Source organism: Heliobacterium chlorum (assembly GCF_014502795.1).
GTDB lineage: Bacteria > Bacillota > Desulfitobacteriia > Heliobacteriales > Heliobacteriaceae > Heliobacterium > Heliobacterium chlorum.
The window spans coordinates 81,818-107,256 of record NZ_JACVHF010000002.1 but is presented as its reverse complement, the minus strand read 5'-3'; the positions used below and the strand labels follow the sequence as shown (position 1 = coordinate 107,256).

Sequence of the window (25,439 nt, the reverse complement as noted above, 5' to 3'; positions counted from 1 at the left end):
CAATAGTTGCCGAATACACAAATTATGGAGGTAACCATCGTGGCTAAAGTCGTTATCATCGGAGGCGGTTGGGCCGGTTGCGGTGCCGCTGTCACTGCGGCCAAAGCAGGTGCAGACGTGCTGGTTCTCGAACGGACAGACATGCTCTTAGGTACTGGACTCGTTGGCGGGATCATGCGCAACAATGGCCGCTTCACTGCCACTGAAGAAGCGATCGCCCTCGGAGCGCCTGAACTCTTTATGGCTGTTGATGAAACGGCGAGACACAAGAATATGGAATTTCCCGGTCATAAGCACGCTACCCTCTATGATGTAGCCAGAATCGAACCAGCCGTCCGCCGTGTCCTTGATAAATTAGCCGTCCATGTGCGTTTTCAATCTCGTGTCAAAGATGTGAAGATGAGCGCTGAAACTGTTGAAGCCGTCGTCCTTGACTCAGGCGAAGAGATCCGTGGCGATGTCTTCATTGAGGCGACCGGTAGCGCCGGACCTATGGGGAATTGCAGCAAATTCGGCAACGGTTGTGCCATGTGCATTCTTCGCTGTCCTACCTTCGGCGGGCGCGTTAGCATCGCCGCCAAGGCCGGTGTGACTGAGATTATGGGCAGGAAAGCCGATGGTACCGTCGGTGCCATGTCCGGCTCTTGTAAGCTGCATAAAGAATCCCTCGCTGAAGAAATCGTCGAAGAATTGAACGAGAAGGGTGTCTCTGTCATTCCCATTCCAGCTAAACTGCAAAAAAGTGACAGCTTAGGTATGAAAGCCTGCCAACAGTATGCACTCAAAGAATTCGCCGAGAACATCATCCTTTTAGATACAGGTCATGCCAAACTCATGTCCCCTTACTACCCGCTGGACAAGCTTCGTCAGGTTCCTGGATTTGAAAATGCCCGCTTTGAAGACCCCTATTCCGGCGGCATCGGCAACTCGATGCGCTACCTAGCTCTCTCCCCCCGGAGCAACGCCTTGAAAGTCGATGGTGTGGACAACCTTTTCTGTGCCGGTGAAAAAGCCGGCCTGCTGGTAGGGCATACAGAAGCGATCGTCACCGGTTCCTTAGCCGGACACAACGCCGTCCGCTTCGTAAAAGGCAAGGAACTACTAGAGCTGCCGACAAACTTGGCTATCGGCGATGCGATCGCTCATGTGAAAGAGCAGATGCAAACGGAAGAAGGCCTTGGCAAAAAATATACCTTTTCTGGCTCTGTCTATTTTGAACGGATGAAAAAACTCGGTCTTTACAGCACCGATGTGACAGCTATTCAAAAGAAGATCGAAGATGCCGGTTTACTGAATATCTTCGGAGCATCCATTCAGTTCGTGTAAGCCCTCTAGTATCACTCCATCCCCCTCCTTTTCTCACCCTTAGGCCGGTCAAAACCGGCCTTTTTTGTTTTTCATACAAAATATATTCTTTCGGGAATACTAGGACCGACCGAAAACACCACCGGAAGGAAGGGATATTCATGCGTTCCGATCTCACCCATAATCAAACGCCGCGAGATTTAGTCGCTGCAATGACCAACGCGAGAAACTTCCGAGGCGGCTTTAACCTGCAAGCCTCTGGCTTCAATCCGCAAATGCCTGGACACAGCACCAGCCATGACATGATCCTGCGACAAGAACCGCGTACGGTCAAAAAGATCGGTGCCGGCATCGGCTTGCCTTATGAAGTGCGATTGGAAATGGCATTGATGCTCGACGATCATCAATGCGCTTTGACAGTGGCCCTGCACCAGTACAACAAACATCACTGGATGACGGAAGGTGCAGAAGCTTTTTTAAGCCTTCACGAATTGCTCAATGAACACCGCGAAAAAACGAACGACCATATCGATGCGATCGGTGAGCGAGTGACCCGGTTAGGTGGTGTCCCCACAGCCCATCCGGTGACGCAGCATGAATTGTCTTATATCAAACACGAGGTAGAAGGCCGCTACAGCATACGGGACTTCCTGCGCAACGATCTGGAACACGAACTCAAGATCCAGGAAATGATGCGGATGCAAATTCAACGTGCCCATGATCTCAAAGATTTCGGTACGGTAGAAGTGCTCGAAGAGGTGTTGCGAGACCGGGAAGATCTAGCCTACCACCTCTACAGCGTCCTGGAAGACGATACGCTGGTAAGAGGGATGCACCACTTGCTCGATCACCGGCAAGATATCTCAGGCGACCGCCCCTTCCACTCCGGTTCGAAGCTGCAATAGTCTCACTTCCTGCCGCTGCTTCTCGCCGGATCGAAAAAGAAAACTCACCGGCTTTTTACTGACCGGTGAGTTTTCTTTTTTACATAAGCTTTATTCTCCGAGCATGGCTTTCAGATCGTCGTCCACATTTCCGATGAGTTTCAAACCAAAGGTATTGACGAGGACGTTCACCACATTGCTTGTAAGGAATTCAGGCGGGCGTCCGCCGAGGTACATGTTTTTCACACCTAGACTAAAGAGTCCCAACAAAATCGCACAAGCTTTTTGTTCAAACCAACTCAAAACAATCGTCAGTGGCAGATCGTTGACACCGCATCCGAAGGCATCGGCCAAAGCCAAGGCGATTTTGACGGCAGAGCCCGAGTTGTTACACTGACCCAGGTCGATATAGCGAGGGATTCCGTCGATATCACCGAAATCAATATCATTGAAACGGAACTTACCGCAAGAAGTAGTGATGATGACACAATCCTTCGGAACTTTCAAAGCCAGTTCACGGTAGTAGTTTTGTTCTTTGATGGGCGCGTCACAACCGGCGATGACAAAGAAGCGGCGGATTTTTCCGGCTTTTACTGCTTCGATGATCTGCGGCGCCAGTGCCAACACATTGACATGATGGAATCCTGTTGTCATCACTTTGTCAGATTCTTGATTAGCTTCTGGCAGGGCTAACGCTTTTTCGATGATCGCTGTGAAGTCATCATTTTCGATCTTTTGGACCCCTTCAAGGCCGGCGGTGCCATAAGTCCACATGCGGTCAGAATAGCTGCCACGAATCGGCATCAGGCAGTTCGTTGTGCCTAAGATGGCGCCGGGGAAATCTTCGAAAAGTTTGCGCTGATCATGCCAAGCTTTACCCACATTCCCCTTCAAATGGGTATACTTTTTCAGTTCAGGGTAGCCGTGGGCCGGCAACATTTCTGAGTGGGTGTAGACGTTGATTCCTTTTCCCTCGGTCTGCTTGAGCAGTTCCAACAAGGCATGTAGATTGTGCCCCGTGACGAGAATGGACTTGCCTTCGATTTTGTCGGACGATACGGTAACCGGAACTGGAATGCCGAATTTATCCGTATGGGCGCGATCGAGCAGATCCATCACCTTGACCGTCGCTTCACCTACTTTTAAGGCCATGCCTACATGTTCATTCAGATTAAAGTTGGAGTTGGTCAGCGTCATATATAAAGCTTCTTGGGTGATAGCGTCTACTTCTGCATCGGAATATCCCAACTCACGGGCGTGTACCGCATAGGCGGCGACCCCTTTTAGCCCGAAGATGATTGTGTCCTGCAAGCTGGCTATATCCTCATTTTTTCTACAGACACCGATTTTGGTGCATCCACCTTTTAGGGTTTGCGAACATTGATAACAAAACATGTTTCCAGGTCCCCTTTCGTTTTAATAACTAACTAACTTACTAATATAATAGCGAATTCTTTTTTCAGCTTCTGTGATTTTTATCACGCTTTCAAAAAATATGTGAATTTTAACATTGCTCTCTTGTCCCAGCCGATGCTAAAGTAGACTCCAGATAGACAACGAAATGAAGTGAGGGATTATCCACTTGTTAGTTCATGAGTTGATCCATTGCGGTGCACCTGATAAAATTGCCGTTTTCGAAAAAAACGCGCAATTTACCTACGGCCAGCTCCAACAGATGGTCGACCGTTTCCGCTGGTATTTTTATACTCAGGGGATCCGCCCCCAGGACAAGGTAGGTCTGTTTTGCCGAAATTCTTCTGACTTCCTCTTTTCCTATTTAGGTATCGTCAGTTTGGGCGCCGTTGTTGTTCCCTTAAATATCATGTTTCGTCCTCGTGAAATAGCCTATATCCTGAGTGACGCCCAGGTGAACCATGTGATCTCGGACAAGCAGTTAGAACTCGCTAGTGCTGAACTAAATGATTCCGACTTACCGGTACAGTTGTATCTTCCCCGCATCAAAGAAGTATTGGCCCAGGACAGTTCCGCCTCCACCCCTTCCGAATTGCCGTCGATCCCTGTCCAACCGTCTGATCCTTGTGTCATCCTATACACTTCAGGTACGACCGGTCGACCGAAGGGCGCTGTCCTTAGCCACTCGAACTTAATCAGCAACGCCCGATCCTACACCAATACGATTCACGCCTCTGCCGAAGACAACTTCCAATGTGTGCTTCCCATGTTTCACAGCTTCGCCTGGACCTGCTGTGTCACTACAGCTTTGTTAAATGGCGCCGCCATCACCATCATGGAGTCCTTTCTGCCGAAAGAAGTCTTGTCCATGATTAAAGAACAGGGCGTTACCGTCGTGACGGGGGTACCAGCCATGTACGGCATTTACACCACCATCGCCAAACCGGAAGATTTCTCGGGAGTCCGTCTCTTTGTATCCGGAGGAGCTTCCCTGCCTGTCGAGATCATCAACAGCTTTTATGAAAAGACAGGAAAGTCTATCGTCGAAGGCTACGGTCTCTCCGAGTCGTCGCCCGTGGTGACCTTTAACCCGGTCGACGCCACCAAACCCGGCTCCATCGGTCTGCCGATTCAGGACGTGGACGTGAAAATCGTCAATAATGAATCGCAAGCAGTCGGTCCGAGAGAAGTGGGGGAACTAATCTGCCAGGGTCCCAACGTCATGTCTGATTACCTCGGACTCCCCGCTGAGACGGCGACATCCATCCGGGATGGATGGCTCTATACGGGCGATCTGGCTTATACCGATGAAGAGGGGTACATCTACATCGTCGACCGTAAGAAAGACCTTGTCATCGTTGGCGGGCTCAACGTCTATCCCCGGGAAGTCGAAGAGATCCTTTATCAACACCCTGGTATTAAGGAAGCCGCCATCATCGGCGTTCCAGACAAGACTCGCGGTGAAGCGGTCCAAGCTTTCGTCGTACCGAAAGATGGCACTGTCATAAATAAGAAGGAACTCATGTCATTCCTGAAGGCAAACCTGGCCACTTACAAGTTGCCTCGTGAGATCATCGAACTGGAGGCGCTGCCGCGAAATGCTACAGGAAAGATTTTGAAGAAAGAATTGCGAAATCTAAAACACTAGTTGGTGACAAGTGTTATTTATTGATAGCCTGACCGGGTTCACACAGTATGAGTTTCTTATCTTTTCGTAAATACAAGGAGGCGGCAAGAATGGCCGCCTCCTTTTTCATTGATTACGGTTTGTTGGAATTCGCTATATCCTTCGAGATGATCAAACCATACGGTTCTTTTCGAGAACCCTCCAAAGGCAAGCATAGAGATCATTGATCGATATGGGCTTTGCGAGCAGTTCTTCCGCATAGGTGCGCCACTCATCGGTCAGATTTAACTGGAACACGTCACTGGTGACCAAGATCGCCGGTGGGCTGGTGTTGGCGATTTTGGCCACTCCTCCTACGATCTCACGAGCTTCCCCATCGTGGAAGTCGTATTCCATCAAAATCAGATCAGGCGGCAACTGTTGAGCGGCCTCTATCGCCTCAGTCACACCTCGGGCCACGGTGACCTTGCCTCCCAGAAGTCCAATGACCCGGCTCAGCAACATAATGGATGCGGGATCTTCATCGACGAGCAACACGTTCCCCCCAGCTATCCGATCCTTTAACATTTCTAAGCTGAACGTACCCGGCGATTCCTGTATAGAAGGCATTTCCAGGTAGCGAACAGGCAAGGATACGGCGACCGTCGTTCCCGAACCCTCTTTTGACGCAACCACAATCTGTCCCTGCAACGTTTTCACCAACTGTTGGGTAATGGCCATACCCAACCCCGAGCCGGCGATTTTGGTCACGCCTTTCGCCCGATAGAAGGCATCAAAGACATGTTTTACCGTCTCTTCATTCATGCCGATACCAAAATCACGAATCTCCATGCGAAAAGAGTCGTTGTCTTTCCATATCGAAAAAATCACCTCACCACCGGGCAAGGAATACTTCACCGCATTGTCCAAAAGGTTTAAGAGTATCTGGCATATTTTACCGAAGTCGCTTTCCACCAGATAATGCACCGGCATCCGGTTATCGACACGGTATACCACCTTTGCCCGCCGGGCTTTGTAACTGATTACGGCACCCACCTGATCGGTCAACTGGTCCACGGAAAAGACCTTGTTCTCGACGGCTTTTTTTCCTAACTCGATGGAAGACAGTTCGAGAACCTGTGTCATCAAGTTGTTCAGGTTGTCGGCAGCTTTCCGGTTCATATCAAAATAACTGGCAATCTCATCACGAAATTCGGAGGAAATGTGAGCCGCCTCAGCCGTTGTGTCGGTGCCCAACTGGCTGACTCCAAGAATGACATTTAAGGAACTGCGCAAATCATGGGACAGCTCGGCGATAAATCGAGTTTTCATATGGTTGGCCCGCTCGGCGTCGGCCTTGGCCAGCGTCAGCTCTTCCGTCAACTGCCGTTCCGTTTGTAGTGTTTGCTGCAACCGGCTTTGCAGATCATACTGTTCAGTAATATCGTAGGCCACAATTAAAACGCCCATGACCTGTAGTTCTTCGCTATGCAAGGAAACAAAGTCCACATTGAGTGTTTTGTTGCGCCAGGGGATGACCGTACGGTCAATTGATGTGGCTTCCCCCTGAATGAGTTGTTCCAGATGGTTTTTCAACTCGTTAAAAATGGGCGGAACGGGAAGTCCAAAAAGATTGCGGTTAATCGCCTTGGTATCGGGAATGTCAAACAAATCGCTGGCGGCGTGGTTCCACTCCAGCACACGACCTTCCAAATCCAAGGCGATCACGGCTACGTTCACGCTGGACAGCACACTGTTTTTTAATGCAGATACGGACTGCAACTCCAACGTGCGCACTTCCAACTCCTCGTTGATCGTCTCCAGTTCCTCGTTGGCCGCCTCTAGCTCCTCGTTGGTCGTCTCCAGTTCTTCATTGGCCGATTCAAGTTCCTCGTTGGTCGTTTCCAACTCTTCGTTGGCCGCCTGTAGCTCTTCGTTGGTCGTCTCCAGTTCCTCATTCGTGGCTTGCAGTTCTTCCGCCAAGGAGAGCGCATCTTCCAGTTCCTTCTCCATACTGTCCATTTCCCGGTCCAAGAAATAACCGATATTGGGCTGCCGGCGAGCCACCGGGGTAAAGAGAAGCATCATGATCGGCAACTGTTCTTCGTCCTTGTCCAGCACCACCGTCAACCCGTAATTCCGGTTCACATCCCGGTAAGGAACAGAGATCTCCTGAAAACTGGGAACTAAATCGGTTCGGTAACTATCGCGCAACTGATCGATGATTTCTTTACCGAGTAGTTGAAATATGGCTGTTTCTCGATCCAATTTCCCTTTATCTACTTGGATACCTGTGCCCGCCAACATTTCTTCAGCCCGCCGATTATAGAGGACGACTTCCATCTGTTCATTTAGGACAACTACCGGCGTCGGCATGTTTTCCAGAGCGATTTCTGCCGCATGACGGAGATTCAACTTACTCCCCACCGGAGCATCAGCCCAACTATTCCGGCTTTTCACATAGGTCAGACGCCTACCGGGAACGGGACGTGCCTTGTACAGTTTCCACCGGCGGTCCACCACATCATAATACTCAGGCACGACCGATGTCGATTCCGATTTGCCCAAAAACAGATATCCACCAGGATTCAGAGCGTAATGAAACATGGTCAGAACTTTTTTCTGCAACTCTTTCTCAAAATAAATCAATAAATTTCGACAGACGATGATGTCCACCTTGGCGATGGGTGCCGAATGCGTGATGTCCTGGACACCAAATATGACCCATCCCCGGATATTTTTTTTCACTTTGTAAAAATCGCCGCAGGCGATCATGTATTTTTCTTTATACCCTTCCGGCAGGGTTCGAACCCGGGTTTCATTATATAGCCCGCGACGGGCTTCCAGAATCGCGGCTTCATCCAAATCGGTCGCATAAATCTTGACTTCCAACTGTTTCCTCTGCTCTTCCAGAATATCGGCGACCATAAAGGCCATCGAGTAGGCTTCTTCTCCGGTGGAACACCCCACCGACCAAATCCGCAGTCCTTCACCGTTGTTCATCCGGGCAATGATCGGTTCCAGGCAATTGACACGCACAGAATGATAGGCCGCCTCGTCGCGCAGAAACTGGGTCACGTTGATGAGAAGATCATCATGAAGCATTTCTAGTTCTTCGGGCTGATATTTTAAATGTTCGATATAGTCTTTAACAGAACCTACGTGAAGCTGCGCCATCCGTTTGCGCACCCGCCGCTTGAAGGTGGAACGGCGGTAATTCAGCACATCTACATTGAGCTTTTCCCGCAGCATTTCGGCGATTTCCTTATGTTCATCCAGGGTCAGTTCCTTACGAACCGACTCAGGATCTTTCATGATCTGGGATACAATCTTCGGGATCTCATTCAGAGGAAGGACGAAATCTATGGCTCCCGTATTGATGGCATTTTGGGGCATGGCATTATAGAGGTTGTTCGACGAGTCCTGAGCAATGGTAAAGCCGCCCTGCTCTTTGATAGCCACAATCCCGTTGCTCCCGTCCGATCCGGTACCGGAAAGGATTAACCCAATTGCCCGGGTCCCATAGGCCTCTGCCGCCGATTCGAAAAGAACGTCAATCGAAGGCCGGGCGAATTTTACTTTTTCCGACTCGGCGTCCAAATGAATCCGGTTTCCGTGCAGGACGAGATGATGATTGGGAGTGGCTACATAAATCGTGCCTCCCTGAATAGTTTCATCGTGTACCGCTTCTTTGACTTCCATCTGCGAAGACCGTTTCAATATAGCCGTCAAATGGGAGGGATACCGGGGAGACAAGTGTTGGACAACGATAACAACCAGATTCTTGTCTGGTGTTAATCGATTCAGCACCTCCTGAATCACTCGCAATCCCCCTGCCGAAGCACCGATTGCCAGTACCCATAATTCCTGTTTTTGCTCTTCTAATTCATAGTCCGCCATAAATCCTCCCCCTCTCTGCCAACCCAACATAAGCACCCCAAAGTAACAAAAAGCGTTATATCATTAAACTTGTTTAATATTTGTATAATCTTAGTTATTTCTTTTATTAACCCTCAATTCGCCTTGCAGAGCAGAATTCCTGCTTCATCCCCATTTAGATAAAAAAAAGAAGACGCTCTGCGTCTTCACTAACTATCTACCCGTCGATCTGCAAGCCCGAGTGTTGCTCTTCGGTTAAGTCGATCGTATCCAGAATTTGAGTATTTTCAATTAAGCAAACGATGGGCCGCAACGGATTTCCTGAATTCTGTTTGACGACCAGGGCTTTTTTACGATTGGATAGCTGCACCATCGTTCCATTCGGAAATATGGCGACAGTCTCCGTAAAAAGCTTGATGATTTCCGGGTCGAATTGCTTCGTCGACTGTAACAAAAGATACTCGTAAGCCTTATTCCCTGTGATCGGCGAGCGGTAGGGCCGCTTGGATGTTAATGCATCATAGACATCCGCCACCGAAGTAATCCGTGCGAAAAGATGAATATCTTCGCCCTTAAGGTTTCTTGGATACCCTGTACCATTGAACTTTTCTTGATGCTGAAAGGCCACATGCGCTGAAAGCAGGTTCGAATTCTTACGCAGTAAGTCGAAACCCAGGCTGGGATGCTGCATCATAATTGTGCATTCTTCTTCGGTCAATTTTCCTGGTTTGTTCAATATTTCAAGAGGCACCTTCGTCTTGCCGATATCATGGAGCAAGGCGCCCATTCCTAGAATGTACAGTTCCTGCCGGGAAAGACCTTTCTGTAAACCGATAATGATGGATAATACACAGACAGATACAGAATGGGTAAAAGTGTACTCGTCGTAGTCATGAAGGGCATTGACATCGATCAATGTTCCTCGATTGCGCAAAAGTTCATCGACGATGAGCTCTACAGACTTTTTCGCCACCGACAGGTCCGAATGGGTTCGAGTTGAACCGAGCACATCCACGAGCTTTTTAGTATTCTTCATGACTTCGACATATATCCTGTCTGAAAGTGCATTTTCATAGTTAACGAGGTCTGAAAAAGGGCCTTCAATGTAAATGGAACCAATCTCTAAACTTTCCAACCTTCTAAGGTAGTTTGACGTCAATGTCACTCCTGGGGCAAGCAGTATATTACCTCGCCCGTCATAGACTGGTCTGGCTAAGACTGCACCTGGTTCAACTAGACGGGTAGAAATACGTATCATTCCGCCAGATCCTCCTGATTAGGGGCTAACCTTTTCTATATATTATAGGAGAAAAAATACAGAGTAAACAAGTTTATTAAGATAAGAATTCTTGTTTAATGATCTTTTCTGTCTTTTCGAATCGCCGATTCAAGGACCTGGGAGAAAGGTTTAAACTTCCCTCTATTCCCCGCCTCTTCTCTCTTCTTTTCTTTACAATCTCGGTTTTTAGGGAATGCGGCAGGGAGAATAGGGATGATACGTAAGCCTTCCATGGCATTCATCTCCTTTTGGCAACCTCGCCTTTTTCCTATCCCTTATTCATTTTATCGTGAACGCTAACACAAACCCTTAATAACTTCTGGTGAAATATTCTTGATTTTCGCAATTTAAAACTTGTTGTTGTGATTTTATTCACCTAATTGTATAATTGCGCCTGTATCTTTTACGAATATACAAACCCTAAGACGGAGGAAAAACGGATGAAAAAATGGATGCGCCTTGTCTGTGCGGCCTTGGTGTCGGCCGGACTACTGATGACCTTGACGGGTTGCGGAAAGAGCACAACCCCGACCACTCCATCGAAGAAAATCGTCGTTGGAACTGAAGCGTCCTTCCGACCTTTCGAGTGGCGAAATGAGAAGGGGGACATCATCGGATTCGATATTGAACTCGCCAAAGAAGTCGGTGCGGAAATCGGCGCAGAGGTCGAAATTCAGAATATCCCCTTCGACGGACTTATCGCTGCCCTGAATAACAAAAATATCGATATGGTCTCTTCGGCCATGACAATTACGGAAAAACGAAAAGAAAGTGTAGACTTTTCAAAACCGTATTTTGAGGCTACTCAGGCCATTGTCCTCAAAAAAGGTTCCTCTCCCAAAAACCTTTCTGACCTAAAAGGTAAGAATGTGGGCATCCAAAACGGAACAACCGGACAAGATGTGGTTGAAACGTTGATGGGCAACCGGGATCCCCATATCAAACGCTTTGAAAGCGTTCTCGACGCCCTGAATACATTACGGATCGACGGACTGGACGCTGTGGTCGCTGATAAGCCGGTCGTTCAAAACTACCTATTGAGCAACCCCGAATCTCAATTAGTCCTTCTTGACGATAACAGTTTTGTGAAAGAAGAATACGGTTTCGCTTTCCGTAAAGGTGATACGGAACTGCAGACACAAGTGAACGAAGCGCTTGATAAGTTGGAGAAAAAAGGCAAGATTAAAGAATTGGCTGCAAAATATCTGGGAGAGAAATAAATTAGCTCAATGAGCCTTGGGTGCGTCAGTCCTTCAACTGACGCACCTTTTATTTAGAATGACGAACTTGTTACTATTAACCATTTTTTCAAGTTAACGTAAGTTTATTCATTATGGTATTGTCCACTACACCGAACTATACTAACGGAACTATTATCTTTTTGCATAACATTTCGTGTCTTATAATCTCGAAATTTCACCATCAAAGTCGAAATCCCTGTATCACTTATATGTTTCCCTACATTCCTTACAGACAAGGCAATTGTAGGATAGGCGTTGCAACAAAATTTTCTATAAATTTATAAAAATAATGTTTTGAATACGCCGCTTTTGATATATAATATACTTAAAAAACTAGGTAAAGGACGGTATTCCACATGCGTCAACTGGAAGAGTTGTCCCCTCAAGATAAGGCATTACAGCAATTAGATGCAGATTATCAACGCTATCGTCAGTCCGTAGAATTTGCATTTAAAATGGCCCAAGAACTTGTAAACCGTGCCCTCGACCCTGTGGTCAGCGAATTAGCTTCCGTACGTAATGTTTTACAAGATCTTCAGACCACAATCCAAGTAGAAAAGCAAGAACAAAGCAACCTGGTTGACACACTCGGAGAAACTACTACCTCTTTGGCCGCTGAAGAAGATTCGGAAACCGCCGAGACTATGGAAGCACCTCGTCGGGGACGTCGTAAAAAAGTAGTTGAACCGGTTAAAGTCAAACCCAACCGGATTCGTTGGGGAAGCACCGAAGAAGAGATTAAAAACACCATCTTCGAACAACTCCGTCTTTTAGAGGAACATGGTAAGGAAATCACCGTTACGAACATAAAAGAAGATGTCCCCAGTATGATGCGTTTTCTTTATGGAAAAGATGCCCTGTTCCAAGGAATCAATGCACTCATCGAGGAATATGAACAAATAAAAAAAGGCGCCACTGAAATTCCGGAAGAAATCAAGGAAACTGAACCGGCTTTTCCAGATGTCGAACCAGAAGTAATTCCGGAAACAACGGAAACAGAAGAAATAGGCGTCGGGGAAGAAACAGCCGAATAATTTTTACGCAAAAAACGCTCCCGGAGAACAAGATCTCCGGGGGCGTTTTGCTTTACTATCTGGGATTCTAGTCTATAAATAGGTGAATGAGACAGGTTTCTTTTCTTTCAGTTCTGTTAAGAAAAGAGCGATCTTTTCTTCTGGCATCTGTTCCAAAGCGTCTTCAATCATCGCTTCGAGATCCATCCCCGTTAAAAGCATCGGTGCTAAGGGATGGTCCGATAATCCAAGAAACCGGCAAAGAAACACTGGGGATGCGGCCAAAATATCCTCGATTCGTTGATGTCTCACTTCTTCTAGCAAGTCCATTTGACCTAACATTGTGTCCCCTCCATTTTCGCGTTTTTCGCATGCCGTTCAGTTCTAAATATTTCTTTCACATTATCTTTTCCGCAAAGAAGTAAAAAATCCTCCTTGCCCATCTATCTGAAACAAGCTATTTTCGTGAATCATTGTAAACTTTAAATAATCATCTGTCCGGGGCAACGATTCTCAATGGATTTGTACAGAGATTCCCCAGGTATTCGACCCGTGAGAAAGACCAACGAAACCAAAGCGTGCTTTCTACATCCCATCCCATAAGGTTATAAGGATACCCATACTTTGTCTCTGACAACCCTCGTTCGGTCAGGTGGACAGCGTCATAATCTCGGCTGATCGCCTCAAAGTCCAGCTTCGCCTTCCCCATCGGCAATTCACCACAAAACAGTGAATAGATTTCACTAAATCTTTTAGCAGGGATAAAGGGGCCGTTCCAACCGGGATTGACATGATACCGACAGAGCAGTTCTTCAAAGTCATAATAGCCATCGATCCTGTATACCCGAGCATCGGGGGTGGCCATAACAATCCAAGCCTCTAACGCCGTTCCCTTCCAATAAGTCTCATGCGTATAGGAAAAAAGAACCCAATCAGACATGAGGGTCTCATGATAGGTAGAAGTCCAAAAGCCACCGAAAGGTTTGTTTTGAGGCGTATTGGTGACGGGATTGATTTTAGCAGGGTCTAGCGGCGAACGTCCGAGCCATAATTGAGGCGATAAGATTGTAGGATGAGCCGAATATTGACGTTCTACCACTGCCATAACACCACCTCTTATCTTCTTATTCTTAGTGCTTAGTTAGACCAGAGCATCATTATTCTTAATATTCCGCTTTTTCAGTCAAATTCCTTTAATTTGTCAAACAAAAGGTTTTGGACATGTTGAATCCATCCGGAAACCAAAAATATATAGCATCAACGCCAATGAAAAAGCGTTTAAGAACCTAGTGAGTTAGAATTCTTAAACGCCTTATTATTTAGTTCTTATTCCTCATGCATTTCTTACACTTCAAGAATTATGATTGTACAACTGATCTATTTTATTTTTCGCGTTTTTGATGGCTTGCGCTTTCAAATCGTCCACTTGCCAGTATAGCAACGCTTTCGTCGGGCACGCTTGCACACAGCGGGGGATTTTATGATTTCGCAAGCAGTTTTGATCGCACTTAATGGGTTTGTGAGTTTCTTCATCTTGAATGATAGCACCAAAGGGACAACTCATGATACACATCCAACATCCATTGCATTCCGATGGGCCATCTTCATTTGTCACAATGCCGTCATTACGGCGGTGCATGGCACCGGTTATGCAGTAGTCAATACAAGTCGCGTTGGTACAATGGTTACAGTTCAAGGGGACCTTTTTTCCGGGCACCTGATGGACTTGTATTCGTTTTTTGGGAAGTTCTCCAGCTAAGACCACTTCGACAACCGATCTCTTTGTACTGTGAGCTACAGCACAGGCAAGTTCGCAAGCTTTACATCCGATACACCGTTCCACCTTAGCAACTATCTTTCCTGCCATCGTCATCCCCCCCTACCAAAGACGGGTCGAGAGCCCAAGATCTGCCCTGCGCTCTTGAATGGCCAGAAACAGTTTTTTCGCAGCTTCCAAGGGATTTGTCTCCACGATCAAATACCCGCCTGTAATTCCCCTAATATCTTTGGTCAAGGTTTTAACCACTTGTTTAGAACCCACAACAGGTGGAACCATTCCAAGGTGCGTGGGGAAACCGAGCGCGACGGCGTAAGTCCCGATAGAAAAAGCTTTTTCCGTCTTGTACTCGGGCGCTGAAGCGACAACAGGCAGCATATCCGTATCTACACCCAATTTTTCCGCGATGGCAACTGCAATATCAACAGCCCGAGAATTATCTACACATGATCCCAGATGCAAAACTGGTGGAAGAGGACCCTCTAACCCATTGGCCTCTCCGATTGCGGACAGGACAGCCTTCATCCCCTCCCCGGCGTAGGCCTTTGTCGCCTCTCCATTCATAAAACCGAGGCGACCGAGAGACCCTGCGCCACATCCTGTAGCTAACAGAAGCACATTTCGCTTTGCCAGTTCCTTCGCCATAATGATATAGTTTTCATCTTGACGAACCTTCACGTTATTGCATCCAGCAAACAAACATATCCCCTGTATGTTTCCATTTACGATATTATCAATCAAAGGCTGTAATGGTTCTTCTTGGTTCAACTTGGCAAGAGCAGCGACGATCGCTTCTGTGGAAAAACCGGCAATCACCTTCTCTTTGCATTGAGGAACGTGAAAGGATCTACCAGCCCGTTCTTTAAATGCTGCAATCGCGAGCCGGAGAATCTCTTTCCCCTTTTCCCAGGCATCTTCCTCATGAATTTCAATATGGATTGCTCCGGGAATTTTGGCCATGGACATGGTCGTAATCACTTTCGTAGAATAACAACCGGCTAAGGTCGTGATGGACGGATATACGCATTGATAGTCCACCACCATCGCGTCCAGAATACCAGTGAGGATCGGCAACTCTTGAGACACGGAGTGCGTACATGATGGCACACCGTGTCTCATGAGCACTTCGCTGCCGGTACAGCAGATACCGACGAGATTTATGCCTGTCGCACCGGCCATTTTTGCCTCTTCTCTCATCTCTCGCGACACTTGAACTAATAAATCCGAAAGGACCGGATTGTGACCATGGAGGGCTACATTCACCTGTTTTGGATCCAACACACCCATATTCATTTCGGAAAATACAGGAGTAGGGGTTCCGAAAAGAATATCAGATAGGTCGGTTCCCATGTGGCACCCCGCATAATCAGCGATCCCCGCAGCTATACTTCCTAACAACAGATTGTTCGCATCAGCATCTACACCAAGTGTCGTACGATGCATCATTTCCGCGATGATGGAATCGATGCCTATAGGGTTGATACCGAATTTATTCCACAGTTCTGCTCGACTTTTCGTGACCGTCCGATTTGCAAAAGCAATGGGAGTTTCTCGTTCCGAAAAATCTTCCAAGGCCACTTCTGCCACCAAGCGGGCGATCGTCTTAATTTCCTTTCCTTCTACCTCGATCCCGTGACGCTGGGCGACGGCCAAAAGTTTCCTCTCATCTTTCACCGGATAATCAGGCGCTTTCCCATCGGCCCATTTTTTTAGCACATGAGCCAAGTGTTTGGAGTGCCCTGAATGTGAGGCTGTTCCGGCGACAATAGACCGGGCCAAGTTGCGAGCAACTAACGTATCTGCATCAGCGCCGCAAACGCCTTTTCGAGGTCCATCTCCAAAAGGATCGATTCGACAGGGGCCCTGAGTACAATTCCGGCAGCATAGACCTAACTCACCAAAGCCGCACTGAGGCTGTTGGGAATTTAAACGGTCCCAAGCAGTTTCAATTTTATTTTGGAACGCCACTTCTAACATCTCTTGTACAGCTAAATCAACGGATCTTGTATCCATACTAACACTCCCACCCTTTTAAGTTAGACGAGTCAAAATGGTTTTCAACACATTTCCTCGCAGCAAATCCTTGGCGTAGTGACGAACAGGCAACCCTCGGATGATCAAATTGGCATAAGGACCCGCTTGGTCTACATCCCCTACTAATGCCGCCCCGACTAATTGAGGCCCTTTAAAAACCAAATGTCGGTGAGCAACGGAAGATTTGAGACTTGGGCCGCCTTTAAAAATCTCCACGTCTTCACCCTGTACATCTACATGTCCTATCGATACCACAGGAATCCCATTAAATTCTGTGGCATTCATACGAGTCAGTCTCGGAATATACCGTTGCAGCGGTTTCCCCCGCGTAACCGCGAGTGCGTTATAACCCGCTACACGTCCCTGTACCGATGCTAATGACCATAAGGCAGAAGTCGTATGTTCGCCAGTTATCGGATCTTGCACTTCGATCACGTCGCCTGCGGCAAATATGTTCTCTCTGCCTATCGACAGAAAAGGATCGACTAAGAGACCCCGATTTTGTTTTCCTCCAACCCCTAAAGCCAGCTCTTGATTAGGAGTTACACCTTTTCCCACGACCGCTAATTGAGCTGATAATCGGCTGCCGTCTTCCAAGATGATTTCTGACAGTCCCTCTCGCTTGTCTCCCTCAAAAGCAATGGGATTGACGCCAAAAACAAACTGGAGTTCTAGCTTTTCTAACGCTCTTTTGACGATTTCCGCGGATAAAGGATCCAGTTGACGGCTAAGAATTTGCCGTGATTTGATCACCACGGTCACTTTTTGAACGCCTCGTTCTTTAAGTGCAGCAGCAGTCTTCAACGCAATAAGACCGCCTCCAACGGTTACTGCGGAAGATACTTGATCAGCTCGGCGTACGATGGCTTTCGCATCATCATAGGTTCTTAATGTAAAGACGCCAGGCAAGTCATCACCGGGAATATTTAAACTGGATGGCCGAGCACCCGTGGCCATAACCAAACCGTCGTAATTCAAAGAAGTTCCATTTGATAAAAGCACTTTTCCCTGTTCAGAACATATCTTTTCAACTCGTATTCCCAAAAGTTCTTTAATATTTAGCCTGTGAAAGTGATCGGGCCTCCGGATTTGCAATCCGGTTAAGTCTTTTTTTTACCCGATATTACCTCCCGGATGACACATCGGGAATAGGAAGAATAGGGTTCATCAGATACCATAGTCACTTCAACCAAGGGATCCATTTGACGAACAGCTTCTGCCGCCGCGACTCCCGCAGCACTGTTACCGATAATAAGAATGCTCACTAGATTCAGCCATCCTTTCATGTAAGAAGTTTGAAGCTAATTAATTAAATTCCTTTACATTATTTCTACACCACAGTTCCCAACTCCTTGTTGAAATTTTTATGTGAAAATAATTTTTAATTGTAATTACATTCTTCCTCAAACCCTTGTTAAGGTAGATGTCTTAATACCTTGTTTCGCCCAACTGTTCATCTACCTGCAAAAACAAAAAAATCTTTATTTCCCGTAATTTGTTATTCCATTTTTAATACAATGGTGTATATTATTGTGTATACAAGATAATAAAAGGAGGCGCGTATCTTGAAGGGCGTTATACTAATGTGCGTAAAAGAATTGGTGATAAAAAACTTTGGAGAAAATAAGTGGGAGGAAATTTTGCATCAATCTGAAGTTCCCCGACAAATCTTCGTTCCTATGGGAGATGTTACAGATGAAGACACCATGAAGGTAATCACGACCGCCTGCAATGTATTAAGCCTGTCTCTCAACCAAGTAATCGATGCCTTTGGTCACCATTGGTCCACCGTATTTGCCCCGAAGATGTACCGACTTTATTTTACGGGTGCGAAAAGTTCAAAAGAGTTCTTATCAAAAATGGATTCCGTCCATGTAACTATGACCCAGCGTATGAATGGTGCGAAACCACCGCGCTTTAAGTACGAGTGGCAGAATGACAAAACGGTTATAATGACGTATTCCTCACAGCGGGGACTTATTGATATTGCTATCGCTTGCATTCATGGAGTTGGCGAGTATTACAAAGAAAAACTTCAAGTTACCAAAATGGGCGGCGATAAAATCAAGATTGTTTTTCCATAATTGATAGAACGTACATAATTCAAGCCGGGGAAGATAACTCCCCGGCTTTTTTCTACACTCAAAGATACTTCCGTTGCACCTTTTCCCCGTTAAAACTAAAGAGAATCTTCTTCCCGTCTATGATCGTCTCCAGGTTTACCGTCTTGCCCCAAAGGGTATAACCCTCTCTTTGCGACCTTTTCCCAGTCTGTAAATCAGGTTCCACGATAAGGTAAAAAAATAAGGCCGGACTAAAACCGGCCAGAAATAAAAATGTATTTAGATGTGGGAGTCCTTCTTCGGTTGGACACGGTCAGTTTCGCTTACTTTTTTACCACAGTTACTTCTAGAGTATAAGTCGTTGACGCGGCTTCAATATCACCAGCGGCCCAATATTTTGATGGTACATCAGACCATGTGCTTTTACTTAATCCTAACAGTGGTTTCCTGCCGATGATTTGATTCATGAGTACAACGATTTCAGCTCTTGTAACAGCTTGGTTAGGATGGAAGAATCCATCAGGATAGCCCTTGATTATATTTGCCTCTTCCATAGCCGCAATAGATTTTTCTGCCCAGTGGCCCTGTACATCTCCAAAGGTACTATGCCCATTGCTAGTTAATTGTTTCCACTTGCTGACCAAGGTAGCGAGTTCACCTCGCGTTACAAACCTGTCGGGTTTGAACGAACCGTCTGGATATCCCTGGAGCAAATTCATTGCTTGAAGCCTTGCAATTGATTCAAATGCCCAATGATTAGAAGGGACATCGGAATATTCAATTGCGATACTCTTTGGTTCCCCTGTTAAATGTCGGGCAATGATGGTAGCCAGTTCCCCTCTGGTAATCGCTTGTTCTGGTTTGAACGTTCCATCTGGATAGCCGAGTACGTAAGGTTTAATTGTTTCTGACGAGGGAGTTGTTGGTCTTACCGGTTCTACAGTTTTTTCTGGAGGAAGTGTAGCCCTTGTACCTCCGCCTCCCCCGTTTCCTCTGCCTATGGCCTGAGCGCGAATGATAGTAAATACACTAAACTTATTAATTTCAATAGTAATCCCGACCGGCTGATTTAGGTTATTATATTGGACAGTTCCTGTTTTCACTTCTTCGGTTCCATCCGTATGCTGTACCCACACCTTTAGCGAAGCCAAGTAGGCGTCACGTTCACTGGCTGTCGTCGGAAGGCTGATATTTTGTAAGGGAAATGTAACAAATGTTCGCCGATTGTTCAAGTTGGTTTCAATGGTCATCGGCCTGCCTACCACTTGAACCTGCGAGGCTGAACCTCCCGTCGCCTGGCTAACGGTAGAACTATTCTTAGCATTACCTGCAAGTTGATCCACTACCGATACTTGCTTGATGGGTACCACGCGGAAGTACAGGTCGATGCTATCATTGGTTAAAGCTTGAATGCTTTCTGTCGGTATTTTGACTTTTACATCGGGACTCGCGATCTGCAGTTCTTTCTGATAACCATTCAGTCGGGCCAGCGCGTCCCTGTCAATCCCGACATTGAAAACATCCGCTTGGCTGGCAATGTTGTCTGTCAGATCGATGCTGACCACCGATTGCTGACGGTAAACCGCTTCCTGGACGCTTTCACTGGCTTTTTGTTCGTTGAATGACACGGAGTCGACGATTTTGCTAGAGCCTTCGGGAGTGGACCATACGGTGCGGGTTACGGCCACTTGGGCGGCTGTCGTGCCGGTTTCACCCGCTTTTACATCGACCGTGCGTTGTGTCGTGCTTTGAACGGCGCCTGGGTTCTGGGGTTTTACGATGACCAAGAACGCCTTCTGAACGGAGAGGCCATCGAGACTGAGCGTTGCCGTCAGCGTGACTGTTACATCGTCACTTCCATAACTGGGGCGCTGAACAGTTCCGTTTGCCGATATGATCTCCGGTTTGCTGGAAGACCAAGTGACCGGAACGCTTCCCGTGCTTGACGCGGGGAGTGTCACGTTTCCGGTAACGCTGTTCCATGCATCGCCCGGTTGGAAGAGGATTTCAAGGTCCCTTTTGGCGGCCGTCACCCGATCGGCTTGTCGGGTCACCGTCACCGTGTAGGTTTTCTTCGTGCCGTCTTGGGCCGTGACGATGATATAGATGGTATTGGGTCCAACTGACAATGGAATGGAATCGCTCGGCAGTCCGCTCGCAACATCTATGCCGTTCACCCGCAGCGCAGCGGTTGCGTCAACCGCCGCCGTTACGGTTGTCGAACTGATGTTATAGGGAACGGTCGCGGTATAGTCGTAGACGGCGGAGGATATGGTCTCATTCAAGGTGATGCCGCTTAAGACCAGAGCAGAAATAAGGTTATTACTAGACAGGGACTGGGCATTCACCTGCAAGGAGAGTGCAGATGTCGCCGTCTGTGCGTTGTGGTCGGTAACGCGCACTGTGAAGTTGGAGGTTCCCGCCGCCGTCGGCGTTCCATACACAGCGCCGGTAACCGTGTTCAGATCAAGACCTATGGGCAGTGCGCCGTTGGCAATGGACCAAGTATAGGGCGTTGCACCTCCGGATGCATCTAATGTTGTGTTGTAGGGGGCTCCGACTGCCCCATTCGGCAATGCCTGCGTGGTTATCGCCGGCGCGTTGTTGCCCAGCGCGGCGCTGGTGGCGATATCCACCTTCACGGGCGTCGTTTGCAGGTTGGGCACGCCGTCTTCTGTCACCACGTAGACGTCATAATCCGTTGACGCGCTTAAACCGATGAGGCTGATGGTCGCTTCTGTGTTCGCAGTCAGGTTCACGTAGCCCTTTTTACCGGCGCCTGCGTCGGCGCCGTTGGCATCCTGACCGGCTTTCACCTGCGCCGCCGTCGGCGCGGGCGCACCATTGGGGAGCACCACATAGTAGGCTTTGCCGCTCTCGTTGGACTTCGCCAGCACGTTCGCGCTGTTGTCGGTGAGCGTTCCCTCCTTGGGATAGGTGGCCGCCCAGTTGGGGGGCGTCGTGTCCGGCGCCGCGCTGGTGGCGATGTCCACCTTTACAGCGGTCGCTTGTAAGTTTGGCACGCCGTCTTCGGCTACCACGTAGACGTCATAGTTCGTCGAAGGGTTCAAGCCGGTGATGCTGATCGTCGCCGGCGAACTCGTCGACGTCAGGTTCACGAAGCCACTCATCCCGGCGCCCGGGTCCGCTCCGCCCGCCGCCTGGCCGAGTTTCACCTCCGCCGCCGTCGGCGCGTCGGCCCCGTCGGCCACCACCACATAGTAAGCCTTGCCGGTCTCGTTCGTCTCGACGAGCACGTCGGCGCTGTTATTGGTGATGGTTCCCGCCTGCGGGTAGCCGCCCGCCCAAGTGGGAGGCGTCGTGTCCGGCGCCGCGCCGGTGGCGATGTTCACCAGCGTGGCGGATGCCTGCAGGTTCGGCACGCTGTCTTCGGCCACCACGTAGACGTCATAGTTCGTCGAAGTGTTCAAGCCGGTGATGCTGATCGTCGCCGGCGTGTTCGCCGTCACGTCGATTTGGCCTTTGTTCCCTGCGCCCACGTCGACGCCGCCCTGGTTCTGTCCGGCTTTTACCTGCGCCGCCGAAGGCTGTGCCGCTCCGTCGGGGAGCACCACATAGTAAGCCTTGCCGGCCTCGTTCGTCTGCAACAGCACCTGCGCGCTGGTGTCGGTGATGGTTCCCACCTGCGGGTAGCCGCCCGCCCAGTTGGGAGGCGTCGTGTCCGGCGCCGCGCTGGTGGCGATGTCCACCTTCACGGCGGTCCCTTGCAGGTTGGCCACGCCGTCTTCCGTCACCACCCAGACGTCATAGCTCGTCGAGGGGTTCAAGTCGGTGAGGCTGATCGTGGCCAGCGTGTTCGCCGTCACGTCGATTTGGCCTTTGTTCCCCGCGCCCACGTCGACGCCGCCCTGGTTCTGTCCGGCTTTCACCTGCGCCGCCGAAGGCTGTGCGGCCCCGTCGGGGAGCACCACATAGTAAGCCTTGCCGGCCTCGTTGGTTTGCACCAGCACCTGCGCGCTGGTGTCGGTGATCGTTCCCGCCTGCGGGTAGCCACCCGCCCAAGTGGGGGGCGTCGTGTCCGGCGCTGCGCTGGTCGCGATGCCCACCTTCACGGCGGTTGCCTGCACGTTCGGAACTCCGTCTTCCGTCACCACCCAGACGTCATAGCTCGTCGAGGGGTTCAAGCCCGTGAGGCTGATCGTCACCGGCGTGTTCGCCGTCAGGTCAATTTGGCCTTTGTTCCCTGCACCCACGTCGACGCCGCCCTGATTCTGCCCGGATTTCACCTGCGACGCCGAAGGCTCTGAGGCCCCGTCGGGGAGCACCACATAGTAAGCCTTGCCGGCCTCGTTGGTCTGCACCAGCACCTGCGCGCTGGTGTCGGTGATGGTTCCCGCTTGCGGGTAGCCGCCCGCCCAGGTGGGAGGCGTCGTGTCCGGCGCCGCGCTGGTCGCGATGTCCACCTTCACGGCGGTTGCCTGCACGTTCGGAACTCCGTCTTCCGTCACCACCCAGACGTCATAGCTCGTCGAGGGGTTCAAGCCCGTGAGGCTGATCGTCGCCGGCGTGTTCGCCGTCACGTCGATTTGGCCTTTGTTCCCCGCGCCCACGTCGACGCCGCCCTGGTTCTGCCCGGCTTTCACCTGCGCCGCCGAAGGCTGTGAGGCCCCGTCGGGGAGCACCACATAGTAAGCCTTGCCGGTTTCGTTCGTCTGCACCAGCACCTGCGCGCTGGTGTCGGTGATGGTTCCCGCTTGCGGGTAGCCGCCCGCCCAGTTGGGAGGCGTCGTGTCCGGCGCCGCGCTGGTCGCGATGTCCACCTTCACGGCGGTTGCCTGCACGTTCGGAACTCCGTCTTCCGTCACCACCCAGACGTCATAGCTCGTCGAGGGGTTCAAGCCCGTGAGGCTGATCGTCGCCGGCGTGTTCGCCGTCACGTCGATTTGGCCTTTGTTCCCCGCGCCCACGTCGACGCCGCCCTGGTTCTGTCCGGCTTTCACCTGCGTCGCCGAAGGCTGTGAGGCTCCGTCGGGGAGCACCACATAGTAAGCCTTGCCGATCTCGTTCGTCTGGACCAGCACCTGCGCGCTGTTATAGGTGACCGTTCCCGCCTGCGGATAGCCGCCCGCCCAGTTGGGGGGTGTGGTGTCTCCACCGCCGCTGGTGGCGATGTCCACCTTCGTGGCCGATGCCTGTAAAATCCCTGTGCTATCTTCCGCGACTAGCCAGACGTCATAGTTTGTCGCCGCCGTCAAGCCTGTGAGGCTGATCGTGGCTGGCGAGCTAGTTGACGTCAGATCCGCATAGCCGCTTTTCCAGGCGCTCGCTCCGCTGGCGTTCTGGCCATTTCTCACCTGATCCGCCGTCGGCGTCGAGGCGTTGTCAGAGAGCACCACGTAGTAGGCTCTCCCCGTCTTATTCGTTTGCGCCTGCACGTTGACGCTCACATCGGTTATCGTTCCCGTCTTCGGATAGGTGGCCGCCCAGTTAGGAGGGGTTAGGTCAGTAGTTTGAACGAAACTCTCTTTGGCTTGGATGGTCCAGCTTTGACCGTTGCCCAGTGAGGCGTTGTCCCATTCCATGCCGTATCCATTATCAGTGATGGTCGTGTCCACAAAGGTTGGAATCTCACCTGCACACATGTAATCGAATAGAGCACCTTTGTCGCCTGTGTAATACTTGCTCGGTATCGTAATCCCTTGCATGCCCATCATTTGACTCAGGCCGCTCTCGACCTTGTTCGTGCCGACTGTTCGCGATGGCGCGTTGTAAAAACCCGGCCCCGCGTCAGAACCGGACAAAACCGTATCGACGCCGCGCATAAAGCGGATGTCCGTAAGGGTTGAACCCGAATTGTTGGTGATGGTCCAGGTCATGTCGATGGTCTGGGAGGTCAGGGAGGGAAGCGTCACCGTTTGCACGATCGTAAGCGCAGGCCCGCTCGTCGTCGACCACGTCGTGGTTATCGAGGTATGCGAGCCATTCATTATCTGTGAGTCGACCTGCAACGGTTGCACATTACCATACGTGTTTGTTTCGTAAATCGTCTCGCTTCCGGATACAGTGCCCCCATGATTGATAGAAATGCCAGAACCGTAGAGGTAAGCGCCGTAATCATAATACTGATTTTGAAAGCTGCTGCCGTTATGCCGCTCGACTTGAAGGGTGCCGTCATAGGAAGACACCCTAAGGTTGCCTGCGTTGCCTTGAGAATCAAGCGTATGCGAGTAAATAGGAGAGAAAAGAAGGCTGTCGTAGGCCTCAATCGCCAACCCAGCGACCCCAATCGACCCTGTCTTTGCTTCCAAGTTCCAGTTGCCATGCAGCGCCTTGGCGCCGGTGGCGTCATCGGATGCGGCGATATGCGCGCTAGTGGCGTCAGCCACTTGCGAAATAAACGCTTTGCCGGCTTCGCCTCTAGCCACATCGCAACCATAGATCAGGATGTCCCCGTCTTTGCCCAAAGCAGCGCCGATCGACGCAAGCTGTTCCCTGTATGTACTGAGATTTGCCGCAGAAAGCGAACCTTTTCCCAGGAACACCTTACCAGGCGCCCCGTGGGAGATGATGTGGATCGCGCGCACATCATGCCGGTCTCGCAATGTGTCCGCGATCTGTTCAATCCCGTCTCGCTCACTTTCCAGAAAAACGGCTTCCACCCCTGGCGGGAGTGATTGCTCGACTAGCAGGGGATGTGTGATCGCCCGATCGATGAAGGCAATTTCCCCGTGTTTAGCATGCGCTTCCCCTGTCACTACATATAGGGATAAAAGACAGAGGACCAAAAAAACGAGTGCCAGCCTTTTCTGCATCGCTGGCCAGACCAATAAGCGATTCATACCTTCCGACTTTAGAGACTGCGACATTGAATTGATACCTCCTTGTACATTTTGCTTTTGCGGTTGGGTTTCCGATTTCTCCCCCCCTTGTTGATGCGTCGAATGTTTATATAAGACAGATTTGATTCTTATACAAATAGCTAAC

General features: G+C 49.7%; 17 protein-coding genes. 6 read left to right on the top strand and 11 right to left on the bottom strand.

Translation table 11 applies throughout. The features are described 5' to 3' along the window. Window positions 1–39: 39 nt before the first annotated feature. Window positions 40–1,326, top strand: a complete 1,287-nt coding sequence (locus tag H1S01_RS03575) for an FAD-dependent oxidoreductase (RefSeq protein WP_188038744.1) — start codon at window positions 40–42, stop codon at window positions 1,324–1,326. 140 nt (window positions 1,327–1,466) lie between these two features. Next, a complete protein-coding gene (locus H1S01_RS03570) occupies window positions 1,467–2,210 on the top strand; it encodes a ferritin-like domain-containing protein (RefSeq protein ID WP_243236940.1) in 744 nt (247 codons plus the stop codon). 90 nt (window positions 2,211–2,300) lie between these two features. On the opposite strand, the gene hcp is transcribed toward H1S01_RS03570, so the two are convergent. Then, window positions 2,301–3,584, bottom strand: coding sequence for a hydroxylamine reductase (gene hcp / locus H1S01_RS03565; RefSeq protein ID WP_188038743.1), 1,284 nt, complete (start codon window positions 3,582–3,584; stop codon window positions 2,301–2,303). Between the two features lie 187 nt (window positions 3,585–3,771). On the opposite strand from hcp, the gene H1S01_RS03560 reads away from it, so the two are divergent. Further along, entirely contained in the window at window positions 3,772–5,250 is a 1,479-nt protein-coding gene (locus H1S01_RS03560) for a long-chain-fatty-acid--CoA ligase (RefSeq protein WP_188038742.1), read from the top strand. A 150-nt stretch (window positions 5,251–5,400) separates the two neighbouring features. Here H1S01_RS03560 and H1S01_RS03555 read toward each other — a convergent pair whose 3' ends face one another. From H1S01_RS03555 to H1S01_RS03545, 3 genes are all read right to left on the bottom strand, one after another. Continuing rightward, the gene (locus tag H1S01_RS03555; RefSeq protein ID WP_188038741.1) at window positions 5,401–9,108 is read right to left on the bottom strand and encodes a chemotaxis protein CheB; all 3,708 of its coding nucleotides are present in this window, start codon (window positions 9,106–9,108) and stop codon (window positions 5,401–5,403) included. Between the two features lie 196 nt (window positions 9,109–9,304). Continuing rightward, window positions 9,305–10,345 (bottom strand): HD-GYP domain-containing protein, encoded by a 1,041-nt coding sequence (locus H1S01_RS03550; RefSeq protein WP_188038740.1) that lies wholly within the window; start codon window positions 10,343–10,345, stop codon window positions 9,305–9,307. 95 nt (window positions 10,346–10,440) lie between these two features. Continuing rightward, window positions 10,441–10,599 (bottom strand): hypothetical protein, encoded by a 159-nt coding sequence (locus tag H1S01_RS03545; RefSeq protein ID WP_188038739.1) that lies wholly within the window; start codon window positions 10,597–10,599, stop codon window positions 10,441–10,443. Window positions 10,600–10,806: 207 nt separating this feature from the next. Between H1S01_RS03545 and H1S01_RS03540 the strand changes: the two genes are divergently transcribed. Both H1S01_RS03540 and H1S01_RS03535 read left to right on the top strand, forming a co-directional pair. Further along, window positions 10,807–11,586, top strand: a complete 780-nt coding sequence (locus H1S01_RS03540; RefSeq protein ID WP_188038738.1) for a basic amino acid ABC transporter substrate-binding protein — start codon at window positions 10,807–10,809, stop codon at window positions 11,584–11,586. A 377-nt stretch (window positions 11,587–11,963) separates the two neighbouring features. Further along, window positions 11,964–12,641, top strand: a complete 678-nt coding sequence (locus H1S01_RS03535; protein WP_188038737.1) for a hypothetical protein — start codon at window positions 11,964–11,966, stop codon at window positions 12,639–12,641. Window positions 12,642–12,713: 72 nt separating this feature from the next. Here the strand turns inward: H1S01_RS03535 and H1S01_RS03530 are convergent, their stop codons facing one another. From H1S01_RS03530 to H1S01_RS03505, 6 genes are all read right to left on the bottom strand, one after another. Continuing rightward, complete coding sequence (locus tag H1S01_RS03530) at window positions 12,714–12,962, bottom strand: hypothetical protein (RefSeq protein ID WP_188038736.1); 249 nt, start codon at window positions 12,960–12,962, stop codon at window positions 12,714–12,716. A gap of 148 nt (window positions 12,963–13,110) precedes the next feature. Beyond that, a complete protein-coding gene (locus tag H1S01_RS03525) occupies window positions 13,111–13,725 on the bottom strand; it encodes a hypothetical protein (protein ID WP_188038735.1) in 615 nt (204 codons plus the stop codon). Window positions 13,726–13,971: 246 nt separating this feature from the next. Continuing rightward, on the bottom strand, window positions 13,972–14,487 hold the full coding sequence (locus H1S01_RS03520) for a 4Fe-4S dicluster domain-containing protein (RefSeq protein ID WP_188038734.1): 516 nt from the start codon (window positions 14,485–14,487) through the stop codon (window positions 13,972–13,974). Window positions 14,488–14,499: 12 nt separating this feature from the next. Next, a complete protein-coding gene (cooS, locus tag H1S01_RS03515; protein WP_188038733.1) occupies window positions 14,500–16,410 on the bottom strand; it encodes an anaerobic carbon-monoxide dehydrogenase catalytic subunit in 1,911 nt (636 codons plus the stop codon). Between the two features lie 18 nt (window positions 16,411–16,428). Continuing rightward, complete coding sequence (locus tag H1S01_RS03510; RefSeq protein WP_188038732.1) at window positions 16,429–17,526, bottom strand: NAD(P)/FAD-dependent oxidoreductase; 1,098 nt, start codon at window positions 17,524–17,526, stop codon at window positions 16,429–16,431. 5 nt (window positions 17,527–17,531) lie between these two features. Then, the gene (locus H1S01_RS03505; protein WP_188038731.1) at window positions 17,532–17,696 is read right to left on the bottom strand and encodes an FAD-dependent oxidoreductase; all 165 of its coding nucleotides are present in this window, start codon (window positions 17,694–17,696) and stop codon (window positions 17,532–17,534) included. A 300-nt stretch (window positions 17,697–17,996) separates the two neighbouring features. On the opposite strand from H1S01_RS03505, the gene H1S01_RS03500 reads away from it, so the two are divergent. Next, window positions 17,997–18,515, top strand: coding sequence for a heme NO-binding domain-containing protein (locus tag H1S01_RS03500; RefSeq protein ID WP_188038730.1), 519 nt, complete (start codon window positions 17,997–17,999; stop codon window positions 18,513–18,515). Window positions 18,516–18,817: 302 nt separating this feature from the next. Here the strand turns inward: H1S01_RS03500 and H1S01_RS03495 are convergent, their stop codons facing one another. Further along, complete coding sequence (locus tag H1S01_RS03495) at window positions 18,818–25,321, bottom strand: DUF4347 domain-containing protein (RefSeq protein ID WP_188038729.1); 6,504 nt, start codon at window positions 25,319–25,321, stop codon at window positions 18,818–18,820. Between the last annotated feature and the right edge of the window lie 118 nt (window positions 25,322–25,439).

Excerpts from the sequence above, each read along its gene's own strand:
- H1S01_RS03530 (WP_188038736.1), bottom strand. The coding sequence starts at position 12,962 with ATGTTAGGTCAAATGGACTTGCTAGAAGAAGTGAGACATCAACGAATC.
- H1S01_RS03550 (WP_188038740.1), bottom strand. The coding sequence starts at position 10,345 with ATGATACGTATTTCTACCCGTCTAGTTGAACCAGGTGCAGTCTTAGCC.
- cooS (WP_188038733.1), bottom strand. The coding sequence starts at position 16,410 with ATGGATACAAGATCCGTTGATTTAGCTGTACAAGAGATGTTAGAAGTG.
- H1S01_RS03545 (WP_188038739.1), bottom strand. The coding sequence starts at position 10,599 with ATGGAAGGCTTACGTATCATCCCTATTCTCCCTGCCGCATTCCCTAAA.
- hcp (WP_188038743.1), bottom strand. The coding sequence starts at position 3,584 with ATGTTTTGTTATCAATGTTCGCAAACCCTAAAAGGTGGATGCACCAAA.
- H1S01_RS03525 (WP_188038735.1), bottom strand. The coding sequence starts at position 13,725 with ATGGCAGTGGTAGAACGTCAATATTCGGCTCATCCTACAATCTTATCG.
- H1S01_RS03535 (WP_188038737.1), top strand. The coding sequence starts at position 11,964 with ATGCGTCAACTGGAAGAGTTGTCCCCTCAAGATAAGGCATTACAGCAA.
- H1S01_RS03555 (WP_188038741.1), bottom strand. The coding sequence starts at position 9,108 with ATGGCGGACTATGAATTAGAAGAGCAAAAACAGGAATTATGGGTACTG.
- H1S01_RS03540 (WP_188038738.1), top strand. The coding sequence starts at position 10,807 with ATGAAAAAATGGATGCGCCTTGTCTGTGCGGCCTTGGTGTCGGCCGGA.
- H1S01_RS03495 (WP_188038729.1), bottom strand. The coding sequence starts at position 25,321 with ATGTCGCAGTCTCTAAAGTCGGAAGGTATGAATCGCTTATTGGTCTGG.
- H1S01_RS03520 (WP_188038734.1), bottom strand. The coding sequence starts at position 14,487 with ATGGCAGGAAAGATAGTTGCTAAGGTGGAACGGTGTATCGGATGTAAA.
- H1S01_RS03570 (WP_243236940.1), top strand. The coding sequence starts at position 1,467 with ATGCGTTCCGATCTCACCCATAATCAAACGCCGCGAGATTTAGTCGCT.